Here is a 23,756-nt window from a genome sequence, read left to right on the forward strand (position 1 = left end):
CGTTCCGTGCCCGCGGCTCGTCCGTGCCCACCGGCCGGTCGGTGTCTGTGGCGTTTGTGCGCGCCGGCCGGTCCGTACCTACCGTCCGTTCGGCGTCGACACCGGCTCCACATCTGTGGTCTTTGACGCCCGGGCCAGCGCTCGGCAACGCCGATCGCGCCGCCTGCTTCGCCGCCCGCTCGCCGATCTTGGGCATTTGTTGCGCCTGGAGGCGCATTCGTTGTCCTAGATCCGCCGCCACCAACTGTCGACACCGTTCCGTCAACCGGATCTTGGTCGGCCGTTGCGCCCAGGACCGCAACCGATTCCCTAGATCGCGCCCGTTTGGCCTCGACGGCGCCCCGGGCCGGGCCAGCCGGCGGCGGTCAGGGCGCGGCTGAGCTGAGTGGCGACCTCGGCCGGGCGGCTTCGGACCATCGCTGCCGAGAACGGAGGATGCGGTCGCCGGCTATCCAGATGTCGTTCTGCCGACGCATGTCGGCCTCCCACTGTGCGGGCTCGGTGTGGTGGGATCCGTCGACCTCGGCGTGCAGGTGAAACTGCCCCCAGTACGCGTCCAGGTAGCGGGTGCGTCCGGTGGCGTCGGCCCGTTTGCGTTGTAGGTCCGGCGTGGGCAGGCGATGTCGTCTGCAGAGTCTGACCAGGTCGACCTCCGCGAGTGAACCGGCGCCACCGGCTGCATCCGTGGCGGTCGCCACCACCAGCCCGCGTCGGCGTGCTCGCGGCATCCGATCGGTGACCGCGAGGATCTCCGCCGGCCGGACGAGACGCTGCTGGCAGGCCGACACCACCACCGTCCGGGCCTCGTCGTCGTCCGGGGCCCACTGTGCGGCGTCGACGACTGCGCGGGGCATCGTGGTCCGGTCCGGGCGGCCTCGTTGCCGGTCCGCATCCGGCAACGCAGAGGTCCTGCGTACCTTCACCGCCGGCAGGTCGAGCGGCAGCCGGCGCAGCAGTTCGGGTGCCTTGCGGGTCGCCGGCACGAGGACGTCGATGGCGTCCCGCCGCCAGCGCCCGCGCAACCCGGCCGTTCGCGCGGCGGCCAGCCCCGCAAGGATGGCGCCGGGGCCCGAGGCGAGCACCGCGACCCACACGTGCTGGTCGAACGGCGACGCCGCGGGCCCGGCGAGGAAGACTCCGGTGCAGACGCGCCGCCAGCGACCCGACGCGACGCGATGCCGCACCGCGGCGGGACTCAGGAAGATCAGCGCCTGACGGTACGTGATCACTCCGGACTGATCGAACAGCAGCCAATCCAGATCGGAGTCGTCCTCGGCCGGCGCGCGCACCGCGTCATGAAAGCAGGCACCACCGAAGCGCGGCGGGCCCGCGACGCGGAACCGCGGACCTCAGTTGTCGTTGCTGAGTTGGTCGCGGTGGTCGTGGATGAACTCGGCCAGGGAGCGGGGGGAGCGGCCGATGATGTCGGCGACGTGGGAGTTGGTGAAGTCTCCCCAGCCTGCGCCGTAGGCGGCCCGGTAGTCGGCGATCATCGCCGCGTACCACTCCGGAAGGCCGAGCTGGAGCAGGAAGTCGCGGACGCCCTCGGGGTCGGCGGGCACGTACTTCACCGGCCGGCCGAGTGCCCGGCCCGCCTCCTCGGCCGCCTCGTGGAGCGAGACGCTCGCCGGGCCTGTCAGCGTGTAGATCTTGCCCGCGTGCCGTTCCGGCGCCAGGAGGATCTCCGCGCCCACCGCGGCGATGTCCCGCACGTCGATCGCGCCGACGCGGCCCTCGCCGTAGATGCCGAACATCTGCTCGCCCGCCACCGAGCCCAGCATGTTCTGCATGAAGTTGGTCGGGCGCAGGATCGTCCACGGTATGCCCGACTCCTGCAGCTCCCCGTCCGACAGCGCGTGCAGCCGCCCGTTGCGGGTCGGTGCGTCGTGCGCGGCGCCGATCGCGGAGAGCCGCACCACGTGGCGTACCTCCGCCTGCCTCGCCGCCCACAGCAGGTCGCTGCTCTGTGCCGGTGCCTGGGCGCCCATCGGCGTCAGCAGCCACAGCTTGTCGACGCCCTCGAACGCCGGGCCGAGGGTGGCGGGGCGGTCCAGGTCGCCGGCGACGTACTCGACGCCCGCCACCTTCGTCACCGCGGCGGGCTCCCGGACGAGGGCGCGCACCGGCTCCTGGTCCGCGGCGGCCAGCGCCCGCAGCACCTCCCTCGAGACCATGCCGTTCGCGGCGGTAACCAGAATGGTCATGACTTACTCCTCACGGTCCGTGCGCACCGCGATCCCGCCGCGCGCCGTCGTCGAAGATATAGTCCAAAAACTTGACCGTCCAATGATTGGACTAAGTATGAGGCGCAGCACACGCAAGGAGCAGGAACCGGATCTCGGGGTCCTCGCGGTCCAACTCTCCGCGCGGGTGCAGCGCGAGATCTTCGCGCGCGCCGCCGAGCAGGGCTTCGACGACGTGCGCCCGCGACACGGCGCGGTCCTCGCCTACCTGGACGAGGAAGGCATCCGGCCCGGGGAGTTGGCGCGGCTCGCGGGCCGCAACAAGCAGACAATGGGCGCGATCATCGACGAACTGGAACGCCTCGGGTACGTCCGCCGCGAGCCGGACCCGGCCGACCGCCGTGCACGTCTGATCGTGCCGACCGAACGGGGGTTACGCGTGATGGTGGCCTCGGACCAGTACGTCCGGGACATCGAGCAGTCGCTCTCGGCGCGGCTGGGCGCGGACCGCTACGCGGAGTTCCGGGCCGCCCTGGTCCAGGCCGCCGCGAGCCTCCCGGCCTCGGGCCACGACACCGAGGGCTGACGGGAGAGGGACGCGGCCGCGGCGCGGGCAAGGGTTGCGGGCCGGCCCGAGTGCGGGCCCGGGTGCGCTGATCGACGGGTGGGCCCATGATTGGTCGACCTTCGTGCGAAGACGTGGCTTTCCGGTTTGACCGCGAGCCGACCCGGACCTGGCAGCGGAGCGAAGCGGAGCGGTGTCCGGCGGGAGCGGCGGTCCGGACCACCGCGGGCCCGGGAACGCCTGTTCTTGATCTTGATCTTGCCTTGATGTCGACTGTTTCTCGGCTGTATGCGCCGATCCCGACATGGGGGACGAAACAACCCGGGTCCGCGGAGCATCCTGTCGTACCCGGCGACTAGCATCGCTCGGGTGAGCGACCAACCCCGGATCCTGCTGCTCGATGGCCATTCGCTGGCCTACCGCGCGTTCCACGCCCTGCCCGTGGAGAATTTCTCCACCGCGACGGGGCAGTCGACCAACGCGGTGTTCGGGTTCACGTCGATGCTGATCAACATGCTGCGCGACGAGAAGCCGACGCACATCATCGTGTCGTTCGACGTGTCGAGGCAGTCGTTCCGCACCGAGAGATACGCGGAATACAAGGCCGGGCGGTCCGAGACGCCCAAGCCCTTCCAGGGGCAGGTCAGCCTGGTCAAAGAGGTGCTCGCGGCGCTACGCATCCCGGTGGTGGAGAAGGCGGGCTACGAGGCCGACGACGTGATCGGCACCCTGACCCGGCAGGCGCGCGAGGCGGGCATGGAGGTGATCATCTCCAGCGGCGACCGCGACGCGTTCCAGCTCGTCGACGAGCACGTGACCGTGCTCTACCCGGTGCGTGGCGTGTCCGAGGTCTGGCGGATGAACCCCGAGGCGGTCGAGGCCAAATACTTCGTGCCGCCGAACCGCTACCGCGACAAGGCCGCGCTCGTGGGCGAGACCAGCGACAACCTGCCGGGCGTCCCCGGCGTCGGCGACAAGACCGCAGCCAAATGGATCAAGGAGTACGGCGGCATCGACGGCGTGATCGCCAACGCCGACAAGATCAAGGGCAAGGCGGGCGAGAACCTGCGGGCCAACCTGGCCAACGTGATGCGCAACTACGAGCTCAACGCGCTGGTCTGCGACCTCGAGCTGCCGATGGGTCCGCAGGACGCGCGCTGGCACGGGTGGGACCGCGAGGCCGTCCACGAGATCTTCGACGCGCTCGAGTTCCGGGTGCTGCGCGAGCGGCTATATCAATACCTCGACGCCGTCGAGCCCGAGGCCGAGGCCGGTTTCGACCTGTTCGGCGAGATCCTCGCCGCCGGTGCGGTCGGCACCTGGCTGACCGAGCACGTCCGGCCCGGCATCGCCACCGGTGTGGCCGTCGCGGGTCACTTCGGGCGCGGCACCGGCGAACTGACCGGCATCGCGCTGGCCACCGCCGACGGGCCGGCCGCCTGGTTCGACCCGACCCAGCTCGAGCCGGCCGACGAGAACGCGGTCGCCGCCTGGCTGGGCTCCACCGAACACCCCAAGGTGCTGCACGACAGCAAGCCGGCCCGCCTGGCGTTCGCCGCCCGCGGCTGGGAGCTACACGGGGTCGCCCGCGACACGGCGATCGCCGCCTACCTGGCGCGGCCCGACCAGCGCACCTACGACCTCGCCGACCTCGCACTGCGCTACCTGCACCGCGAGCTGCGCGTCGACGTCCCCGAGACCGGCCAGCTCACCCTCGACGGCCTGGGCGGCGACGAGGGCGCCGTCGAGCAGAACCTGATGCTCCACGCCCGCGCGACCCTCGACCTGGCCGAGGCGATCGACGCCGAGCTGTCCCGCGACGGCGAGCTGTCGGTCCGGCTGATGGCCGACGTCGAGCTGCCGCTCTCCGAGGTGCTGGCCCGCATGGAGCAGATCGGCATCGCGGCCGACACCCACTACCTGTCGGAGATAGAGGCCCACTTCGCGGCCGAGGTGAAGGCGTCGGCGCAGTCGGCCTACGAGGTGCACGGGCGCGAGTTCAACCTCGGCTCGCCCAAGCAGCTCCAGGAGATCCTCTTCACCGAGCGCAACCTGCCCAAGACCCGGCGGATCAAGTCCGGCTACACGACCGACGCCGACGCGCTGCAGGGCCTGTTCGTGCAGACCGGCGACCCGCTGCTCGAGCACCTGCTGCGGCACCGCGACGTGGCCAAGCTCAAGTCCACGGTGGACGGCCTGCTCAAGTCGGTGTCCGACGACGGCCGCATCCACACCACCTACTTCCAGACGGTGGCGGCCACCGGGCGGCTCTCGTCGACCGACCCCAACCTGCAGAACATCCCGATCCGCACCGAGGAGGGCCGCCGGATCCGGCGGGCGTTCGTGGTGGGCGAGGGCTACGAGACGCTGCTGACGGCCGACTACAGCCAGATCGAAATGCGGATCATGGCCGACCTGTCCAAGGACGAGGCGCTGATCGACGCATTCAACTCGGGCGCCGACTTCCACGCCGCGACGGCTTCGTCGGTCTTCAGCATGCCGCTGGAGCAGGTCACCGCGGACCACCGCCGCAAGATCAAGGCCATGAACTACGGCCTCGCGTACGGCCTGAGCGTCTACGGCCTGTCGCAGCAACTCGGCATCGCCACGGAAGAGGCCCGCGGCCTGATGGACGAATACTTCGACCGCTTCGGCGGCGTCCGCGACTACCTGCGGGCGATCGTCGACCGGGCGCGCCAGGACGGCTACACGGAAACGATCCTCGGCCGCCGCCGCTACCTGCCGGACCTGGTCAGCGACAACCGCCAACGCCGCGAGATGGCCGAACGCATGGCGCTCAACGCACCGATACAGGGCTCGGCCGCCGACATCATCAAGGTCGCGATGCTGCGGGTCGACGCGGCCCTCAAGGAATCCGGCCTACGCTCGCGGATGCTGCTCCAGGTCCACGACGAGCTGGTCTTCGAGGTGGCGGAGGGCGAGCGCGAGCAGACGGAGACCCTGGTCCGCGAGGCTATGGGCGGCGCCTATCCGCTCGCGGTCCCACTCGAGGTCTCGGTGGGTCTAGGCCGCGACTGGAACAGCGCCGACCACTGAACGTTGCGGGTGGTCAGTCGGTCGTGCGGCGGCGGTCGACCTCGTACGCCATGGTCAGCTCCGCGACGTCACGCGGGTGGGTCAGGGACCGGCCCGTGCGTTCCTGGAGCCGGCGCAGCCGGTGCCGGACCGTGTTCGGGTGCACGAACAGCCGGGCCGCGGCGTCCGCGCTGGAGCCGCCCGCGTCGAGCCACGTGCCGAACGTGTCGAGCAACGACGCCCGGTCGGCTGCCGGGATCTTCGCGAGCGATGCCAGCACCTGGTCGGCGACCTGCTCGAGCACGTCGGGTGCGGTCGCGGCAGCGGTCGCGAGAGGGTCCCGCCCGAAGACGCTGACCCGCTGGTCGGGCAGCGTGCTGTTGAGCGCGATCCGGGCCAGCCGCAGCGCCGCCGCGGTGTCCTGCAGGCGTGCGTAGGGGGTGCTGACGCCGACCCCGGCCGCGGGCATGTCGGAGAGCGCATCGACCAGCTTGTCGACCGGCGCCGCCGCGGTCAGGGCCGCCAGGCCCAGCTCGACCCCGTGCTGCAGGCGCCACGCCGACGGGATGCCGAGCGCGCTCAGCCGTCGCTCGGCGTGCGGCAGGGCCCGCCGGCCGACCGTCGCCGCGCGGGCCGCGATCACCACGTACGGTCCGCGGGACGGCAGCCGCAGCAGGTCGGCGGCCTCCCACAGGTTGCTGTCGGCGAGCTCGCCGTCGAGCAGCGCCTGCACCAGCGCGGACCGCTCCTGCTCCCGGTCGACGAGCTGGGCCGTGGCCTCGTCGCGGTAGCCCTCGGCCATGTCGTGCGTGTAGACGTCCTGCGCCAGCCACATCCGCGTCGCGGCCCGCAACGCCACTCCGGTCGGCACGGCTTCGGCGGCGGCCGCCTGCGCGACCTGCTCCCAGACGAACCGCGCGCCGACCCGGTAGGCCTCCATCATCGCCGTCAACGGCACCCCGTCACGGGCGCGCCGGCGGCCGTGCTCGCGGGACGGCCTCGACTCGGTCGGCTCGGTGTGTCCGATCGCGCCGAAGACCAGGGTCAGGTTCTCCAGACAGGCCCTGCGCAGCTCGGCCGCCGGCACCATGTCGGTCCGGTAGAGCGCGACGCCGGCCCGGATCCGGTCGGCCATCGCGTCCGCCAGCTCGTCGACGCGCTCCATCAGGCGCGCTCCGAGCGCGTCTAGCGAGCCGTCCACGTCACCCACCTTGGCATCGTATGGCCCCGGCATTGTGCAGCGGGACAACCGAGGCCCCGTGATCGTGTGTGCGGGAACGATGACGAAGGCGGCCACCCCGGCGAGGCTCGACGGCAGGTCAAACCGAGAGGAAGGGACCGGGATGTCATCGATCGACGAGCAGGTGAGCAGGGTCAACGACAGCGGCCGTCCGCCGGTCGTGTTCGTGCACGGGCTGTGGCTGCTGCCCAGCAGCTGGCGCCGCTGGGAAGAGCTTTTCGAGGACGCCGGGTACGCCGCGCTGTCGCCGGGCTGGCCCGACGACCCCGACACCGTCGAGGAGGCCAACGCCCACCCGGAGGTGTTCGCGGGCAAGGGCATCGGCGAGGTCGCCGACCACTACGCCGGGGTGATCGCCCGGCTCGACCGCAAGCCGGCCGTCATCGGCCACTCGTTCGGTGGGCTGCTCGCCCAGATCCTGGCCGGGCGGGGCCTGTCCGCGGCCACGGTCGCGATCGACGCCGCGCCGTTCCGGGGCGTACTCCCGTTGCCGCTCTCCGCCCTGCGCTCGTCCAGCCCGGTGCTGACGAACCCGGCCAACGCCGGCCGCGCGGTGCCGCTCACCTACGACCAGTTCCGGTACGCGTTCGCGAACGCCGTCGACGAGGACGAGGCCAAGCAGCTCTACGAAACCTATGCGGTCCCGGCGCCGGGCCGCCCGCTCTTCCAGGCCGCGACGGCCAACCTGAACCCCTGGACCGAAGCCAAGGTGGACACCGAGAACCCGGATCGCGGCCCGCTGCTGGTCGTCTCCGGCGAGCGCGACCACACCGTGCCCCGGGCCATCAGCTGGGCGTCCTACCAGCGCCAGCAACGCAACCCCGGCACCACCGAGTTCGTGGAGCTGCCCGACCGCGGGCACGCGCTGACCATCGACCACGGCTGGCGCGAGGTCGCCACGACCGCACTCACCTTCGTCCGGCGTTTCCAGTAGAGGAGCAACCCACGTGCCATCGCCACGCACCGCGCTGATCCTGCGCGGCATCCTCGCGCTCGTCCTCGGCGTCGTCGCCGTCGCCTGGCCCGGCATCACCGTCGGCGCCTTCGTCATCCTGTTCGCGGTGTACGCGTTCCTCGCCGGCGTCATGGAGGCCGGCCACGCGTTCCGGTCCACCGGCGGGCTGGCGGTCGCCGGCCGGCTGCTGCTCGCCCTCGTCGACGTCGCGGCGGGCGTCGTCGCCCTCGCCTGGCCCGGCATCACCGCGCTGGTGCTGGTCTGGTGGGTCGCCGCGTGGGCCTTCGCGGCCGGCGTCGCCGAGTTGGTCGCGGCCTTCGGCGCGGGACGGGCGGCCGGCGAACGCGCCCTCTACGGGCTGACCGGCCTCATCTCGCTCGCCCTGGGCGTGGTGCTCGCCATCCGTCCCGACCTCGGCGCGGTCTCGCTGGCGACGCTGTGGGGCCTGTTCAGCATCGTCTCGGGTGTCACCAGCCTGGTGCTGGCGGCCAACCTCGCCCGCGCCCGGGAGGCGTTCGCCCTGCCTGCCTGAGCGCCCGACGACGACGGTCCGCGGGAGAGATGGCCCGCGGACCGATCAGGTCGTGTCCTGCCGATCAACGCGGTCGGCGGGCGGGCCGGCAGGGGAGACCGGCGCCTCCGCCTCGCCGGCGTGGCGGCGACCCGCGGCCCGCATCCCGTACACGAAATAGAGCACGAACCCGATCGCCATCCAGATCACGAACCGGATCCACGTGTCGACCGGCAGGTTGATCATCAGCCAGAGGCAGGCCAGCACCGAGACGATCGGCAGGACCGGGACCCAGGGGGTACGGAACGCGCGCGGCAGGTCCGGCCGGGTCCGGCGCAGCACGATCACGCCGATCGCGACCACGACGAAGGCGAACAGCGTGCCGATCGACGTCAGCTCCGACAGCTTGGCCAGCGGCACGAAGCCCGACACCAGCGCCACCACCACGCCCGTGCCGATCGTGATCAGCCACGGCGTGCCGAAGCGCGGGTGCACCCGGGCGATGCCCGGCGGCAGCAGGTGGTCGCGGGACATCGCGAACAGCACCCGTGACTGGCCGAGCAGCAGCACCAGGATGACCGTGGTGATGCCGCAGATCGCGCCCAGCGAGATCACCTTCGACGCCCACTCGACGCCCACGTCGGAGAAGGCCTTCGCCAGCGGCGCGCCCGTGTCCAAAGAGCTGTATCGCGCCATCCCCGTCACCACGAACGCCACCGCCATGTAGAGGACAGCGCAGATCGCCAGGGACGCCAGGATGCCGCGCGGCATGTCGCGTTGTGGGTTGCGGGTCTCCTCCGCCGTCGTCGCGACCACGTCGAAGCCGATGTAGGCGAAGAACACGATCGATGCCGCCGCCACGATGCCGAAGAAGCCGAACTGCTGCGGCACGATCCCGAGCAGCGCCTGCAACAGCGGCTCCTCGCCGCCGGAGACACCCTCGGACGGCTGCCCCGGCGGCACGAACGGCGTCAGGTTGTCCGACGTGACGTAGAACAGGCCCAGCCCGATCACGAACAGCACCACGGCCACCTTCACCGCGACCAGGATCCCGGTGACCCGCCCCGACAGCTTCGTGCCGACCACGCCGACCACGGTCAGCAGGGCCACGATGAACATCGCGCCCCAGTCGGGCACCGCCGAGTCGCCGGCCAGCCAGGGCGGCAGATCGAACAGCGTCTGGAGGTACGCGCTCCAGCCGCGCGCCACCACCGCCGCGCCGAGGCCTAGCTCCAGGACCAGGTCCCAGCCGATGATCCAGGCGACCAGTTCACCGAGGGTCGCATAACCGAAGGTGTACGCACTCCCCGCCACCGGCACCGTCGACGCGAACTCGGCGTAACAGAGCGCGGCCAGCGCGCAGACGACCGCCGCGAGCAGGAACGAGATGACGATCGCCGGACCGGCGTTGCGGGCCGCCTGCTGGCCGGTGAGCACGAAGATCCCGGTGCCCACGATCACGCCGACCCCGAACACCGTCAGGTCCAGCGCGCTCAGTTCCCGCTTGAGCTTGTGCCCCGGCTCGTCGGTGTCCTGGATGGACCGTTCGATGCTCTTGGTGCGCAGGACGGAGATGGCCATGGATGCGATTCTCGTACCGCGCGGCCGGACGCGCAGCGCGAGCGGAGGTCAGGGGCGCGCGGTCACGAAGATCACGGTCCCGGGGAACAGCCGGCCCCGCAGCGGGCTCCACTGTCCCCACACCTGGAGATTGGACTCGGGCCACTCCGGCTCGACCAGGTCCTCGACCACGAACCCGGCACCGACCAGCTCCCGGATCCGGTCGCCAAGGGTCCGGTGCTGCTCGACGTAGGAGACCACCCCGGCCGCGGTGGTCTCCACGTACGGCCGCCGGTCGAAGTAGGAGTGCACCGCGACGAGCCCGCCCTCGCCCGGGTCGTCCAGGAAGATCCACCGCATCGGGTGGGTCACCGCGAACACCCACCGCCCGCCCGGCCGCACCACGCGGAACACCTCCCGCATCAGTGCCGCCGAGTCGGCCACGAACGGGACCGCGCCGAAGGCGGTGAACGCGATGTCGAACGATTCGTCCCGGAACGGCAGCGCCAGCGCGTCGGCCTGGACCAGCGGCACGCGTACGCCCGAGGCTGTGTTCCCCGTCACAGCGTGCCGCAGCATGCCGGCGGACAAATCGGTAGCAACCACCTCGGCACCCGCGGCCGCGAGCCAGCGCGACGCGGCCGCCGCACCGGCACCGACCTCGATCAGACGCTTGCCGGCGACGGGCCCGAGCAGGTGCGCGTCGGCCTCCCGGAGCCCCTCCGGGCACCAGCGGAAGTCGACCTCACCCAGGAAGGCACCGTGTTCGGCCTGGTACGCGTCGGCATCCCTGTCCCACCAGCCACGACTGGCCCGCCGGGCCTCCGCGTCGGTCACCGTCCGCCGGCCCACGCCGGGATCGTCGTCAGACACGGATCAACCCCATCACGCGGTACGTTGTTGGCGCGGCTTGGGGAGGGCTTGCACGCTGTGGTAATGCGCACGGTAAGCTAGTCGATGCGCACGCGGATTGTGTGCCTCGGCAGGGAGCAGGCGTCCGCGGTCCACGGACACCATCAATGATCATGGGCGATCGTTGCGGTGTGCCCGACGACCAATTCGCTGGCGCACACAGGTCATTAGCTACCCGCACCGCAGCTGTGACACACCATCCGACCGGAGCAACCGCCCACATGACGAGCAGCATCGAGGCCACCTCGAGCGCAAACAAGGTCACCGTCGACGACCTCGGTTCCGAGGAGGCGTTCCTCGCCGCCATCGACGAGACCATCAAGTACTTCAACGACGGCGACATTGTCGAAGGCACCGTCGTCAAGGTCGATCGGGACGAGGTCCTGCTCGACATCGGCTACAAGACCGAGGGCGTGATCCCCTCTCGTGAGTTGTCGATCAAGCACGACGTCGACCCCGCCGAGGTGGTGTCGGTCGGTGACCACATCGAGGCCCTGGTTCTCCAGAAGGAGGACAAGGAAGGTCGCCTGATCCTCTCGAAGAAGCGCGCGCAGTACGAGCGGGCGTGGGGCACCATCGAGAAGATCAAGGAAGAGGACGGGGTCGTTCGCGGCTCGGTCATCGAGGTGGTCAAGGGTGGTCTGATCCTCGACATCGGCCTGCGCGGCTTCCTGCCCGCGTCTCTTGTCGAGATGCGGCGGGTGCGCGACCTGCAGCCCTACGTGGGCCGCGAGCTCGAGGCGAAGATCATAGAGCTCGACAAGAACCGCAACAACGTGGTTCTGTCGCGCCGCGCCTGGCTCGAGCAGACCCAGTCCGAGGTGCGCACCGAGTTCCTCAACAAGCTCCAGAAGGGCCAGGTCCGCAAGGGCGTGGTCTCGTCGATCGTCAACTTCGGCGCGTTCGTCGACCTGGGCGGCGTCGACGGTCTGGTGCACGTCTCCGAGCTGTCCTGGAAGCACATCGACCACCCGTCCGAGGTTGTCGAGGTCGGCCAGGAGGTGGAGGTCGAGGTCCTCGACGTCGATCTCGACCGCGAGCGGGTTTCCCTGTCGCTCAAGGCGACCCAGGAAGACCCGTGGCGTCAGTTCGCCCGCACGCACGCGATCCAGCAGATCGTGCCCGGCAAGGTCACCAAGCTGGTGCCGTTCGGTGCGTTCGTCCGGGTCGACGACGGCATCGAGGGTCTGGTCCACATCTCCGAGCTGGCCGAGCGCCACGTGGAGATCCCGGAGCAGGTCGTCCAGGTCGGTTCCGACGTCATGGTCAAGGTCATCGACATCGACCTCGAGCGCCGGCGGATCTCGCTGTCGCTCAAGCAGGCCAACGAGGGCTTCGTCGAGGGCGAGGAGCACTTCGACCCGACCCTCTACGGCATGGCGGCGACCTACGACAACGAGGGCAACTACATCTACCCCGAAGGCTTCGACCCCGAGACGGGCGAGTGGCTCGAGGGCTACGACAAGCAGCGCGAGACCTGGGAGACGCAGTACGCCGAGGCTCGTCAGCGCTGGGAGGCCCACACCAAGCAGGTGCAGTCCTCCCGTGCCGCCGACGCCGAGGCCGCCGCGGCCCCGCCGGCCACCGGTGGCGGCGCGACGGGTGGCGGGGCTTCGTCCTCGTCCTCGACGCCGGCCCGCGCGACCGAGGAGCCCGCGGGCACCCTGGCGACCGACGAGGCACTCGCCGCGCTTCGCGAGAAGCTTGCCGGCAAGTAGTTAGAGGTTCGTCCCTGAGGCCCCCCTGTCCGCGGAAAGCGCGGACCGGGGGGCCTCACCATGTCTGCTCCGGGGGCCGAGCCCCCGGACACCCCCACGTAGGCCCCCGCCGTGGTCCCGCGCCGCGGGCTGCCCTGGCCGTTGGCTTGTTAGCCTGGCGCTCGTGTTGCGTGTGGGGTTGACCGGGGGGATCGGGGCCGGGAAGAGCGCGGCGGCGGCGCGGTTCGCGGCCAACGGGGCCGTGGTGATCGACTCCGACCGGCTGGCCCGCGAGGTGGTCGAGCCCGGCACTCCTGGGCTGGCCCAGGTCGTGGCGGCGTTCGGGCCCGAGGTGCTGGCCGCCGACGGCGCCCTCGACCGGGCGGCCCTCGGCCGGATCGTGTTCGCCGACCCGACCGCCCGCAAGCGGCTCGAAGGCATCCTGCACCCGCTGATCCGCGCCCGCAGCGCCGAGCTGGCCCACGGCGCGCCGGCCGACGCGATCGTCGTCAACGACGTGCCCCTGCTGGTCGAGACCGGCGCCGCACCCTCGTACCACCTGGTGGTCGTCGTCGACGCGGCCCCCGAGGTCCGGATCGAGCGGCTGGTCCGCGACCGTGGGATGACCCCCGACGACGCCGGCGCCCGGATCGCGGCCCAGATCGACGACGCCACCCGGCGCGCGGCAGCCGACGTGGTGCTCGACAACAGCGGCCCACCGGCGGCGCTGGTCGACGCCGTCGACACCCTCTGCGCCGACCGGTTGGTGCCGTACGAGCGCAACGTCCGCACCGCCACCTGGGCCGACACGGACCCGGTGGCGACGCTGGTCGACTACGACCCGACCTGGCCTTCGCAGTACGCGCGGCTGGCCGCCCGGATCCGCCACCACGTCGGCGGCGCGCACCGGATCGACCACATCGGCTCGACCGCCGTGCCCGGCCTGGCCGCCAAGGACGTCGTCGACATCATGCTGACCGTCGACTCGATGGCGTCGGCGGACGCGCTGGCCGATGCCCTGACCGCGGCCGGCTTCCCGCGCAAGCCCGGCATCTATCAGGACCGGCCGAAGCCGCCGGACGCCGGGCCGTGGGAGAAGCGGATGCACGCCAACGCCGACCCCGGCCGCCGGGTCAACCTGCACGTGCGGGCCGCCGGGTCGCCGGGCTGGCGGGCGGCCCTGCTGCTCCGCGACCACCTGCGCGCCGACGCCGCTGAGCGCGACGCGTACACCTCGGTCAAGCGCGCCAACGCGGGCCGCCCGATCGACGACTACGTCGACGCCAAGGAGCCGTTCTTCGACGACCTCTACGCCCGCGCCGAGGCCTGGGCGGCGCGGACCGGCTGGCGTCCCTAACCGAGCCGGTCCGTCGGCAGGCTAGGTACCTCGCCGTCGACGAGGTCGAGCTGGGCGAACGTGCCGGATCGGGTGCGGGCCTCCAGGCGCCGGAGCGCGCCGCTCTTGTCGATCCAGTAGCGCATGCGCGCCTGGCCGCGGCCGATGATGCCCTGCTCGGCGGGCTTGGCGATCTCGAAGACGGTCACCGGGTCGCCGTCGATGGTGTCCTTGCGCAGGAACGACGCGCTGTCCTCGAAGAAGCTCGCGGTGTCCCGGTCCGGCGCCGCGGCCGCGAGCGCCTCGCCGAGCAGCAGGTCGATGTCGAGGCCGCCGCGGGCGTCGGTGCGCTCGGTCCAGGGTTGGAAGGTCCATCCGTCGTACGGGGCGGGCATGGGCGGGGTGTCCATCTCCTTGCCGGCCTTCGTCTGGAACGACATGCCCTCCACGCTGGCCCGCAGCACCGCCACGTCGGTCGGCTTGCCGGTGTCGTGCACGGCCAGGTAGGCGACCGCCGCACGCCAGTCCAGCCAGCCGCCGCCGCGCAGGTCCGCCACCGGCACCGTGGGCACGGTGACGGTGACCTTCGCGCCGCCGCGCTCGTAGTTACGCTGGCGCATCTTGGCCAACAGCGCGGTCTCGGTCTTGGTCGGCTTGCGCGGTGCGATCGTGCCGCCGCCGAAGGCCGGGACGGCGTTGACCTCGGGGCGCTCGGCGCGGTCCAGGTCGACCCGCAGCGACAGGTTGCCGGGCAGGAGCGCCTCGAAGCGGCGCAGCTTGGGCCCGCCGGTGTCGAGCCAGTAGCGGACGGCGCCGCCGAGCTCGTTGAGCGCGGTCGGGGGAGCGGTGCGGGTGGGTTTGGCGCTCGGGCTCGGGGTGGTTTTCCGCTCGGGTCGCTGGCTGGCCTGCGGGCTGGCCTTTTTCGACGGGGTCGCGGTGGGCAGGGGCTGCGGCGGGACTGCCGGGCCGAGCAGCACGTCGACCGCCGTACCCCCGATGCGGTCCGTGCCCATCCAGCGCGCTTCGGACCTGGCCAGCAGGTCCGCCTGGTCCGGCTTGGTGCTGGCGATCAGGAACACCAGCGACAGGAAGGTGTCCAGCGGGGTGGCCTTCTGGCCCGTGGGGGTCCAGGTGCGCAGCCGCCAGCCGTCGGCCGGGGGCTCGGCGGGCGGCTCGGCCACCGGCGGCGCGGGCTTCGTGGCGTCGCTGGGCCGCGGTGACTCGGCCTCCGCGGCGGCCTCGCTCGCCGTCGCGGGCCGATTCGCCACCACGCCGGGTACGGCCTGCAGCAGCCCCCGTTGGTTGCCGGCGCCCGGCCCACCGACCCGCAGGTAGGCCAGTGCCTTCTTCCAGTCGACCCAGCCCGCGACCCTGACCTGGGCGTTGCCGTCGCCCCAGGTGGCGCTGACGCCGGAGCGCTCGTCGCGGTAGTTGGTCACCCGCATGTCGGCGAGCCGCTGCGCCTCCGCCACGGACAGCGGGCGGGCCTGCACCGTCGGCTTCTCGGGTTGGCACGAGACCAGGCCACCGACCAGACCGGCGACCGAGCCGAGGGAGAGGCAGGAGAGCACGACCAACGCGACGATGCGCCGCTTTTCGGCGGGACGACGAGAAAGGGTCACGCGTGGTTGAACGGCAGATCGTGGCAGAGGTGACGTGTCTTGCTCACGATGGCACGTGAGGGGACTCAGGCGCTTGTGCCAGGTGGCCCAGACGCTCGCGCGAGGTGGTTCAGACGCCCGCGCCAAGTGGCTCAGGCGCTCGCGGCGGCCGGTCTGCGCATCGCGCGACCGCGTCGGGTGCGCACGCCGACGATGTGCCGGGGCTGCAACCACAGCGCCGGGGACGACCGGCCGGTGTGGAGGCCCGGTCATTGCTCCCGGTCGGCCGCCGCGAGCGGCCTACGCTCAAACGGTAGCGCGGTGACCTATCGCACACAATGACAATATTGAAGCCGATCACGTACCGTCCGTCGGCCACCGGGAAGATGTCGTACCCCCGACGTAGTTTTACAGGCATGACCCTGAACATCCCCCGCACCGACGGCCGGTTCGAGGTCGTCAGCGACTTCAAGCCCGCTGGCGACCAGCCGGCAGCCATCGACGATCTTGAGCGCCGGGTGCGGCAGGGTGACCGGCACACGGTGCTGCTGGGTGCCACCGGCACGGGCAAGAGCGCGACCACCGCGTGGCTGATCGAGCGGCTGCAGCGGCCGGCGCTGGTGCTCGCGCCCAACAAGACGCTCTGCGCCCAGCTCGCCAAGGAGTTCCGCGAGCTGCTGCCCAACAACGCGGTCGAATACTTCGTCTCCTACTACGACTACTACCAGCCCGAGGCCTACATCCCGCAGACCGACACCTACATCGAGAAGGACTCCTCGATCAACGAGGAGGTCGAGCGGCTGCGCCACTCGGCCACGATGTCGCTGCTCACCCGGCGCGACGTGGTGGTGGTCGCGACCGTGTCGGCGATCTACGGCCTGGGCACCCCGTCCGAATACCTCGACCAGGCGGTCCGGCTCAAGGTCGGCGCCGAGGTCGACCGCGACCAGATCCTGCGCCGCCTGGTCGACATCCAATACACGCGCAACGACATGTCGTTCACCCGCGGCACGTTCCGGGTCCGCGGCGACACGCTGGAGATCATCCCGGCCTACGAGGAGCTGGCCGTGCGGGCCGAGCTGTGGGGCGACGAGATCGAGAAGCTCTACTACCTGCACCCGCTGACCGGCGACGTGATCCGCGAGGTCGACGACCTGTTCATCTTCCCGGCGTCGCACTACGCGGCCGGCGCCGCGCGGATGGAGCGGGCGATCACCGGCATCGAGGCCGAGCTGGCCGAGCGCCTCGCCGAGCTCGAGGGGCAGAACAAGCTGCTCGAGGCGCAGCGACTACGGATGCGCACCACCTACGACATCGAGATGATGCGGCAGGTCGGGTTCTGCTCGGGCATCGAGAACTACTCGATGCACATCGACGGCCGGTCCTACGGCGACCCGCCGTTCTGCCTGCTCGACTACTTCCCCGACGACTTCGTCACCGTGATCGACGAGTCGCACGTGACGGTCCCGCAGATCGGCGGCATGTACGAGGGCGACGCGTCCCGCAAGCGCCTGCTGGTCGAGCACGGCTTCCGGCTGCCGAGCGCGGCCGACAACCGTCCGCTGCGGTTCGACGAGGTGCTCGAGCGGGTCGGCCAGATGGTCTTCCTCTCGGCGACGCCGGGCCCGTGGGAGATGCGCGAGGCCGGCGGCGAGTTCGTCGAGCAGGTGATCCGGCCGACCGGCCTGATCGACCCCGAGGTGGTGGTCAAGCCGACCAAGGGCCAGATCGACGACCTGATGCACGAGATCCGGCTCCGCACCGACAAGGACGAGCGGGTCCTGGTCACGACGCTGACCAAGAAGATGGCCGAAGACCTGACCGACTACCTGCTGGAGCACGGCATCAGGGTGCGCTACCTGCACTCCGAGGTCGACACGCTGCGCCGGGTCGAGCTGCTGCGCGAGCTGCGCAAGGGCGACTACGACGTGCTGGTCGGCATCAACCTGCTGCGCGAGGGTCTCGACCTGCCCGAGGTGTCCCTGGTGTCGATCCTCGACGCCGACAAGGAGGGCTTCCTGCGCAGCGGCCGGTCACTGGTGCAGACCATCGGCCGCGCCGCACGAAACGTGTCCGGCCAGGTCCACATGTATGCCGACAAGGTCACCCCGTCGATGGCCGAGGCGATCGACGAGACCAACCGCCGGCGGGCGAAGCAGGTCGCGCACAACGAGGCCAACGGCATCTCACCGGAGCCGCTACGCAAGAAGATCCACGACATCCTCGACGACATCTACCGCGAGGCGGAGGACACCGAGGGCGCCCTCGGCGGCCCGAGCCCCGCGATCGTCGGTGGCGGCGGCCGGCAGATGTCCCGCGGCAAGGGCCCGGTCCCGGAGACCAGGTCCAAGGGCAAGGCGGCCGCGCGCACGTCGACGGAGGGCATGGCCCGGCACGACCTGGCCATGCTCATCCAGGAGCTCAACGACCAGATGCTGGCCGCGGCGCGCGAGCTGCAGTTCGAGCTGGCGGCCCGCATCCGCGACGAGGTCCACGAGCTCAAGAAGGAGCTACGCGGCATGGACGTGGCCGGCGTCAAATGATCGACTACACCGTCGGAGCGCCGGGCGGCGCGCTCCGACGGGCCGTCGGCCCGTACGTCGGCTACGCCGAACGGGTCCCGACGCCGCTGGCCCGCCGCGAGGTGGCGGTCTCACGGTGCGTCCTGGTGATCGGCTGGGGCGCGCCCCTGGACGTCCGCGACCCCCGCGGCCCGTCCGGCGGCGCCACCGCCGTGACATCGTTCGCCGCGGGCCTGTCCGACAGCTACGTCGACACACTCACCGCGGCGGGCGTGGCCGAGGGCATCCAGGTGATGCTCGACCCACTGGTCGCGGCCCGCATCCTGGGCCGACCGTTCGGCGAGGTCGCCAACCGGGTGGTCGCCGTCCCCGACCTCGACGGCCACGCTCTCCGCGACGTCCGGGCCCTGCCGTCCCGCCTGGCCGCGGCCACGGACTGGCCGGCCCGGTTCGCCCTGCTCGACCGCGCGTTCACGGCCCGCCTGGCCGACACCCCACCGCCGGACGCGCGCCTTTCGGCGGCTTGGCGACGCTTGCGCGCCACCGCGGGGGCGGCCCCGGTCGCGGCGTTGGCAGCGGAGACGGGCTGGACCCGCCGCCACCTCGGCGCGGTCTTCCGCCGTGAGCTCGGCCTGCCACCCAAGGTGCTGGCCCGGTTGATCCGCTTCGAACGGGCCCACCGGTTGTCATCCCGCGCCGCGACGGCGGGCTGGGCTGCCGTAGCCGCCGACGCCGGCTACTACGACCAGGCCCATCTGATCCGCGACTTCCGGACCTTCACGGGCTCAACCCCGACCCGCCTGCCAGCGGCCGCGATCGACGGCCCGGCCTACGCCACCTGACGCACCCCACGCCCGACCGCGCTACACCACGACAAACACGGGGCCTCAGCCTCCGCTCGACCGTGCGGCCGGGTCCGCCGTCTATCCGGTGTTGGCCGCACTCGAGGAACGCGGCGCGGCCCGAGCGGGGTGCGCTGATCTCCCGGTCGTCGTTAGCCAGCAGCCGACCCGGCACGCCGGCGCGGCTCTAAAACTGAAGGTCGGTTATCTGAGATCGAGGCGGACGGTGGCGTCGGTCAGCGGTCCAGGTCGCATCCGCGATCTGCGGATGGACCCGTGGAGCGGCCCAGACCTCGTGCCAACCCACTGTGCGGCGGCCTGACCGACATACGGGCCGCGGTGGGGGAGCCGTGTCCACAGATCTGTGCCGACGGGCGCTTCATATTGCCCTGCCATGATCACTGCGACCCGGCGCCGGCCTCCCTGGCACTTCGGTTCGCCACCTTTAGGCTGTTCAAGCTGGCGGAGGCAGGTCCGGCGTCGCGGCTTGACCTTGGATTTTCGGCTTGCGCCGCCCACCGCCGCGTGGCCGCGATCCTGACCATGATCATGTGTGGCTCATCTGGAGGTTCCGGGGGCCGTACCGCTGATCGTGTGCACTGGGTGTGGTCGACACGCCGTGTGGGCACACGACCAGCCGCACATGATCATGCGGTGGGCCTCCAACTGAGCCGACCGGCCGCACATGATCACGCTGCTGGCGTCCAACCGCCCCGAACAGCCGCACACGATCACGCGCCGGCGTCCCGGGTCGGCGGCGTCCGATCACGAACCCGCCGTTGCGAACGGTTACCCGGTTCTGCCGCGCCCGACCAGATGCGCGCACTACGCGGTGCGCAAGCGCGGATCCCACGGCATCGGCCAGGGTGTCCTCCGGCACGCACCCGCTCCGACAGGTACACACATGCCGCGGCGGTTCCGCCGCGAGCACCTCGACCAGGTCGCCTCGGGTCGGCAGAACGCGTTCGTCCACACCAACGGCCGTCGGACAGCGAACGCCTCCACGATCGAAGGTGCGAAGCAACGACGACCCGACAGCCATGCACACGTCGATATGGACACCCGCCACCGCGCGTCAGGACCCATAACGACTCGAAGGATCGCCGCACCTCGACCCCCGGCGACCACTGACCGCTTGGATCAGGTCGTCTAGCCGTAGCGGTTGAAGCCGCCCTCCGAGTCAATCACCTGGCCCGTGATCCAGGAGGCGTCGGCCGAGCAGAGCCAGTCGACCAGGCGGGCGGCGTCGTCCGGGGTGCCCCACTTGCCGGCGGGGAACAGGTGGGCGCTGGCCGCGAGGTCGGCGGGGGAGGCCCAGCCAGTGTCGGTCGGGCCCGGGTTGATGCAGTTGATCGTGATGCCGCGGGCCATAAGCAGCGTGCCGAGTTGTTGGGTCAGGTTCTCCACGGCTGCCTTGCTGACCGCGTACGGCAGCTCGCCTGTCATCGGGCCCAGCCGCTGGCCGCTGGAGAACAGCACCACGCGGCCGGCGCCGGCGGTGTGTGCGGCCGCGAACGCCTCGATCAGCAGGATCGTCGCGCGGACGTTGACGATCAGGTGCCGGTCGATCTCCGCGGCGTCGAGGCCGCCGAACGTGTTGGAGGTCGAGTACGTGTGGACCGCGACCAGCGTGTCGACCTGCCCGTAACGGTCGACCGCTGCACGGACCAGCGCGGCGGGGGCGGTCGGATCCGAGAGGTCCGCCGAGGAATAATGGTGGCGCCCGCCCAGCTCGGCCATGATCGCCGCCACGCCGTCGGGGTCGCCGCCGTAGGGCTGGTCGTCGTCGTACGACGGGAGTCCGGTCAACAGCAAGCGGTGCCCGCCGGCGGCGAGCCGCCGAGCGACCGCGGCGCCGATGCCGACCCGTCGGCTGATGCCGGTAATCAGTGCTACGCGCTCCGTCACGCCGATGACCCAACCACAGGTCGATCTTTCCCGCGCGCGCGATTTACGCTGGCCGGATGCCGCAGCTGCAGCGCCTGAACGCCGACCACGCCCCTGAGCTGCTGCGCTTCGAGCGCGAGAACCGCGCGTACTTCGTGCGCTTCATCTCCGACCGCGGCGACGACTACTTCGCGACGTTCGCGAGCCGCCACGCCGAGCTGCTCGCCGAACAGGCGGCCGGCCAGCACCACCTCCACCTCCTGATCGACGACGACGGCGCGGTGCTCGGCCGCTTCAACCTCGTCGACGTCGCCGACGGCACCGCCGATCTCGGCTACCGGCTGGCCGAACACGCCGCCGGCCGCGGCTTGGCGACCGACACGGTCCGCCAGATCTGCGAACTGGCCCGCACGGACTACGGCCTCCACCGGCTTTACGCCGAGGCCGACCTGGACAACCCGGCTTCGCTCACGGTCCTCCGCCGCAACGGCTTCACCCCGATCGGCGACGTCGTCGTCGTGGGCCGCCCAGGAATACGCCACGCCCGCGACCTGGCACCAACGACTGACCCCAGCCCAACCCGGCCGTCCACCTCCCGACCCACCTGATCCGTCATCTCGCCGAAGGGCCGAGAGGCGTGGCCGACTCTCCGGCCGAGGCGGACCCCGCCTGCGCGGGTGCCACACAGGGAGCGCGGCGCGCGCGGTCGCCGCTCGCGGGGCGCGCTCGATCGACGGGCGGAAGCGAAGGTGCGCGGGCGGCCCGGTCGTCGGCGGCGAGGCGGCCGATCGACGGCGTGGAAGACGAGGATGCAAGGCTGGCGCGGTCGTCGGCGGCGAGGCGCGGCCGATCGACGGCGTGGAAGACGAGGATGCAAGGCTGGCGCGGTCGTCGGCGGCGAGGCGCGGCCGATCGACGGCGTGGAAGACGAGGATGCAGGGCTCGCACGGTCGCCGGCCGCGAGGCGCGGCCGACGACGCGGCGAACTCAGGCCTCGGCCGCCACGTCCGTGAAGTGCTCGACGACCGGCGGCGAGGCGAAGTAGGGCCCGATCAGGGCGCGCCACTGCGTGAAGCGGTCCGAAGCCCGGAAGTTCTCCATATGAGCCTCGACCGAGTCCCACTCCACCAGCAGCACGAACCGCGACGGCGACTCGATGCCGCGGGTCATGCGGATCGAGCGGAAGCCCGGCGTCTCCCGGACGATCGGATGGGCCTTGCCATACGCGGCCGCGAACGCCTCTTCTTCGCCCGGCCGGATGTCGATCAGCGCAACCTCGAGGATCATGCGCGACAGCCTCGCACGCTGCGCCGGAACGACCGATAACGTCCTAGGACGCCGTACGCGGTGTGTCGCGGTGCAGCAGATCACGGGTGAGTCGTCGTGGTCGATGTGTCAAAACAGCGCCCGATGGGGGAGAATGGGTCCTGAGGAGGGGAGTATTCCCCCGCGGCGTTGTCGTCAACACGGAAGCCGCTCGGCCAGGCCGGGCGTCGGCCCGGCAGCGTCGGTCACCTCGGCTCACTCAGGCCGCGGTGGTGGAAGAGACCTCCCGACAGTCACGACTCAGCACGCCACCCCGCGAGGGTGGAGTGGTCTGCCTGCCGGAGGTCTATTTGAACGCGCCTGAGCTCAACGTGTCCCCGCTCGTGTGGGGCATCACCCTCGTGGTGATGGTTGCGGTGCTGCTGGCAGACCTGCTCATCATCGGGCGTCGCCCGCATGAGCCGAGCATCAAAGAGTCGACGATCTGGGTCTCGATCTACGTCGGTCTGGCGCTGCTCTTCGGTCTCGGCCTCTGGTTCACGTCGGGCGGGGTGTTCGCGGGCGAGTTCTACGCGGGCTGGCTGACCGAATACAGCCTGTCGATCGACAACCTCTTCGTCTTCGTGATCATCATGTCGCGGTTCGCCGTGCCCCGGCATCTCCAACAGGAAGTGCTGCTGGTCGGCATCATCCTGGCCCTGGTGATGCGCGGCGCGTTCATCGCCGCCGGGTCCGCGCTGATCAGCCAGTTCTCCTGGGTCTTCTACATCTTCGGCGCGTTCCTGGTCTACACCGCGATCAACTTCGCGCGGCAGGGCGAGCCGGAAGAAGAGGACTTCAAGGAAAACATCGTCATCCGGTGGGTACGGCGTGCCGTCCCGTTCTCCCGCGACTTCGACGGCGTGAAGATCACGACGACCGACAGCGTCGGCAAGCGGCTGTTCACGCCCATGCTGATCGTCATGATCGCGATCGGGACCACCGACCTGATCTTCGCGCTCGACTCGATTCCCGCGATCTTCGGCGTGACCAAGGAGCCCTACCTGGTCTTCACCGCCAACGTGTTCGCGCTCATGGGCCTCCGCCAGCTGTACTTCCTGCTCGGCGGCCTCCTAGACCGCCTGGTCTACCTCAACATCGGCCTGGCCTTCGTACTCGGCTTCATCGGCGTGAAACTGGTCCTCGAGGCACTGGCCGACAACAACCTGCCGTTCCTCAACGGCGGCGAGCACATCAGCTGGGCGCCACACATCCCCATCTGGCTCTCACTGACGGTAATCCTCGGCACCCTCTCCATAGCCACGGTGGCGAGCCTGGTCAAAAGCGCCCGAGACAAACGGCGGGACCGCGAACTGACCACCGTCGGCTAACCCCGAGGTCCGGGCCGGCCCGGAGTCCAGGCGTCGCCGGGTGGTCTGCACCCGGCGCAGCCGGGGGTGTCCGGGCCATCCCGGCTGGCGCACAGTGAGAGACGGGCCGCCACGCCCACGGCTGGCCAAACGCACGCGGGGATACACATCTCGGTACGCCGGCCGACCAGCTACGGCTTCTGCCAACGTCCCTGGCCGGAAACAGATCCAGAACGAGAAGCGCCGCCCCGCCGATGAGCCGGGGCGGCGTTTTCGCGGTGTCGGCGCCGGTCA

The 23,756-nt window shown here is 70.9% G+C and carries 19 protein-coding genes; 10 read left to right on the forward strand and 9 right to left on the reverse strand.

Features of this window, described 5'->3' with window-relative positions; genetic code table 11:
- The 3 genes from Air01nite_RS36620 to Air01nite_RS36630 form a co-directional block, all read right to left on the reverse strand.
- Positions 1-217 (reverse strand): hypothetical protein (locus Air01nite_RS36620; RefSeq protein ID WP_203707991.1); only part of this gene is annotated, 217 nt, incomplete at its 3' end.
- Positions 218-365: 148 nt separating this feature from the next.
- Positions 366-1,289 (reverse strand): putative endonuclease domain-containing protein, encoded by a 924-nt coding sequence (locus tag Air01nite_RS36625; RefSeq protein WP_239091226.1) that lies wholly within the window; start codon positions 1,287-1,289, stop codon positions 366-368.
- 60 nt (positions 1,290-1,349) lie between these two features.
- Positions 1,350-2,204, reverse strand: coding sequence for an SDR family oxidoreductase (locus Air01nite_RS36630; protein WP_203707992.1), 855 nt, complete (start codon positions 2,202-2,204; stop codon positions 1,350-1,352).
- 97 nt (positions 2,205-2,301) lie between these two features.
- Between Air01nite_RS36630 and Air01nite_RS36635 the strand changes: the two genes are divergently transcribed.
- Both Air01nite_RS36635 and polA read left to right on the forward strand, forming a co-directional pair.
- Entirely contained in the window at positions 2,302-2,769 is a 468-nt protein-coding gene (locus Air01nite_RS36635) for a MarR family winged helix-turn-helix transcriptional regulator (protein ID WP_203707993.1), read from the forward strand.
- A 348-nt stretch (positions 2,770-3,117) separates the two neighbouring features.
- Positions 3,118-5,805, forward strand: coding sequence for a DNA polymerase I (gene polA, locus Air01nite_RS36640; RefSeq protein ID WP_239091227.1), 2,688 nt, complete (start codon positions 3,118-3,120; stop codon positions 5,803-5,805).
- 13 nt (positions 5,806-5,818) lie between these two features.
- Here polA and Air01nite_RS36645 read toward each other — a convergent pair whose 3' ends face one another.
- Positions 5,819-6,994 (reverse strand): PucR family transcriptional regulator, encoded by a 1,176-nt coding sequence (locus tag Air01nite_RS36645; protein WP_203707995.1) that lies wholly within the window; start codon positions 6,992-6,994, stop codon positions 5,819-5,821.
- A 133-nt stretch (positions 6,995-7,127) separates the two neighbouring features.
- On the opposite strand from Air01nite_RS36645, the gene Air01nite_RS36650 reads away from it, so the two are divergent.
- Together Air01nite_RS36650 and Air01nite_RS36655 are read left to right on the forward strand one after the other, a co-directional pair.
- Entirely contained in the window at positions 7,128-7,958 is an 831-nt protein-coding gene (locus Air01nite_RS36650; protein WP_203707996.1) for an alpha/beta hydrolase, read from the forward strand.
- 13 nt (positions 7,959-7,971) lie between these two features.
- Positions 7,972-8,511, forward strand: coding sequence for an HdeD family acid-resistance protein (locus Air01nite_RS36655; protein ID WP_203707997.1), 540 nt, complete (start codon positions 7,972-7,974; stop codon positions 8,509-8,511).
- Positions 8,512-8,556: 45 nt separating this feature from the next.
- Here the strand turns inward: Air01nite_RS36655 and Air01nite_RS36660 are convergent, their stop codons facing one another.
- Positions 8,557-10,071, reverse strand: coding sequence for an amino acid permease (locus tag Air01nite_RS36660; RefSeq protein ID WP_203707998.1), 1,515 nt, complete (start codon positions 10,069-10,071; stop codon positions 8,557-8,559).
- Between the two features lie 48 nt (positions 10,072-10,119).
- Complete coding sequence (locus Air01nite_RS36665) at positions 10,120-10,923, reverse strand: class I SAM-dependent methyltransferase (protein ID WP_203707999.1); 804 nt, start codon at positions 10,921-10,923, stop codon at positions 10,120-10,122.
- 260 nt (positions 10,924-11,183) lie between these two features.
- Between Air01nite_RS36665 and rpsA the strand changes: the two genes are divergently transcribed.
- Together rpsA and coaE are read left to right on the forward strand one after the other, a co-directional pair.
- Positions 11,184-12,680 (forward strand): 30S ribosomal protein S1, encoded by a 1,497-nt coding sequence (rpsA, locus tag Air01nite_RS36670; RefSeq protein WP_203708000.1) that lies wholly within the window; start codon positions 11,184-11,186, stop codon positions 12,678-12,680.
- Positions 12,681-12,843: 163 nt separating this feature from the next.
- Positions 12,844-14,016: a dephospho-CoA kinase gene (coaE, locus tag Air01nite_RS36675; RefSeq protein WP_203708001.1), complete on the forward strand. Its 1,173-nt coding sequence runs from the start codon at positions 12,844-12,846 to the stop codon at positions 14,014-14,016.
- On the opposite strand, the gene Air01nite_RS36680 is transcribed toward coaE, so the two are convergent.
- A complete protein-coding gene (locus Air01nite_RS36680; protein WP_203708002.1) occupies positions 14,013-15,617 on the reverse strand; it encodes a hypothetical protein in 1,605 nt (534 codons plus the stop codon). The two genes, coaE and Air01nite_RS36680, sit on opposite strands and share 4 nt — an antisense overlap.
- A gap of 395 nt (positions 15,618-16,012) precedes the next feature.
- Between Air01nite_RS36680 and uvrB the strand changes: the two genes are divergently transcribed.
- Positions 16,013-18,139 carry an excinuclease ABC subunit UvrB gene (gene uvrB / locus Air01nite_RS36685; RefSeq protein ID WP_203708003.1) on the forward strand — a complete coding sequence of 709 codons (2,127 nt, stop codon included), beginning with the start codon at positions 16,013-16,015 and terminating at the stop codon, positions 18,137-18,139.
- On the forward strand, positions 18,136-18,960 hold the full coding sequence (locus Air01nite_RS36690; protein WP_203708004.1) for an AraC family transcriptional regulator: 825 nt from the start codon (positions 18,136-18,138) through the stop codon (positions 18,958-18,960). The genes uvrB and Air01nite_RS36690 overlap by 4 nt, the downstream gene beginning before the upstream one ends.
- A 1,149-nt stretch (positions 18,961-20,109) precedes the next feature.
- Here the strand turns inward: Air01nite_RS36690 and Air01nite_RS36695 are convergent.
- Positions 20,110-20,868, reverse strand: coding sequence for an SDR family oxidoreductase (locus Air01nite_RS36695; protein ID WP_239091228.1), 759 nt, complete (start codon positions 20,866-20,868; stop codon positions 20,110-20,112).
- 56 nt (positions 20,869-20,924) lie between these two features.
- Here Air01nite_RS36695 and Air01nite_RS36700 point away from each other — a divergent pair, with 56 nt between their 5' ends.
- A complete protein-coding gene (locus tag Air01nite_RS36700; protein WP_203708005.1) occupies positions 20,925-21,455 on the forward strand; it encodes a GNAT family N-acetyltransferase in 531 nt (176 codons plus the stop codon).
- 379 nt (positions 21,456-21,834) lie between these two features.
- On the opposite strand, the gene Air01nite_RS36705 is transcribed toward Air01nite_RS36700, so the two are convergent.
- On the reverse strand, positions 21,835-22,134 hold the full coding sequence (locus tag Air01nite_RS36705; RefSeq protein ID WP_203708006.1) for an antibiotic biosynthesis monooxygenase family protein: 300 nt from the start codon (positions 22,132-22,134) through the stop codon (positions 21,835-21,837).
- Positions 22,135-22,484: 350 nt separating this feature from the next.
- On the opposite strand from Air01nite_RS36705, the gene Air01nite_RS36710 reads away from it, so the two are divergent.
- Positions 22,485-23,483 (forward strand): TerC family protein, encoded by a 999-nt coding sequence (locus Air01nite_RS36710; protein ID WP_203708008.1) that lies wholly within the window; start codon positions 22,485-22,487, stop codon positions 23,481-23,483.
- The last annotated feature ends 273 nt before the right edge of the window (positions 23,484-23,756 follow it).

It is taken from the genome of Asanoa iriomotensis (assembly GCF_016862515.1).
GTDB classification, from domain to species: Bacteria; Actinomycetota; Actinomycetes; order Mycobacteriales; family Micromonosporaceae; genus Asanoa; species Asanoa iriomotensis.

Excerpts from the sequence above, each read along its gene's own strand:
- Air01nite_RS36700 (WP_203708005.1), top strand. The coding sequence starts at position 20,925 with ATGCCGCAGCTGCAGCGCCTGAACGCCGACCACGCCCCTGAGCTGCTG.
- Air01nite_RS36650 (WP_203707996.1), top strand. The coding sequence starts at position 7,128 with ATGTCATCGATCGACGAGCAGGTGAGCAGGGTCAACGACAGCGGCCGT.
- rpsA (WP_203708000.1), top strand. The coding sequence starts at position 11,184 with ATGACGAGCAGCATCGAGGCCACCTCGAGCGCAAACAAGGTCACCGTC.
- Air01nite_RS36705 (WP_203708006.1), bottom strand. The coding sequence starts at position 22,134 with ATGATCCTCGAGGTTGCGCTGATCGACATCCGGCCGGGCGAAGAAGAG.
- Air01nite_RS36635 (WP_203707993.1), top strand. The coding sequence starts at position 2,302 with ATGAGGCGCAGCACACGCAAGGAGCAGGAACCGGATCTCGGGGTCCTC.
- Air01nite_RS36660 (WP_203707998.1), bottom strand. The coding sequence starts at position 10,071 with ATGGCCATCTCCGTCCTGCGCACCAAGAGCATCGAACGGTCCATCCAG.
- Air01nite_RS36690 (WP_203708004.1), top strand. The coding sequence starts at position 18,136 with ATGATCGACTACACCGTCGGAGCGCCGGGCGGCGCGCTCCGACGGGCC.
- Air01nite_RS36630 (WP_203707992.1), bottom strand. The coding sequence starts at position 2,204 with ATGACCATTCTGGTTACCGCCGCGAACGGCATGGTCTCGAGGGAGGTG.
- uvrB (WP_203708003.1), top strand. The coding sequence starts at position 16,013 with ATGACCCTGAACATCCCCCGCACCGACGGCCGGTTCGAGGTCGTCAGC.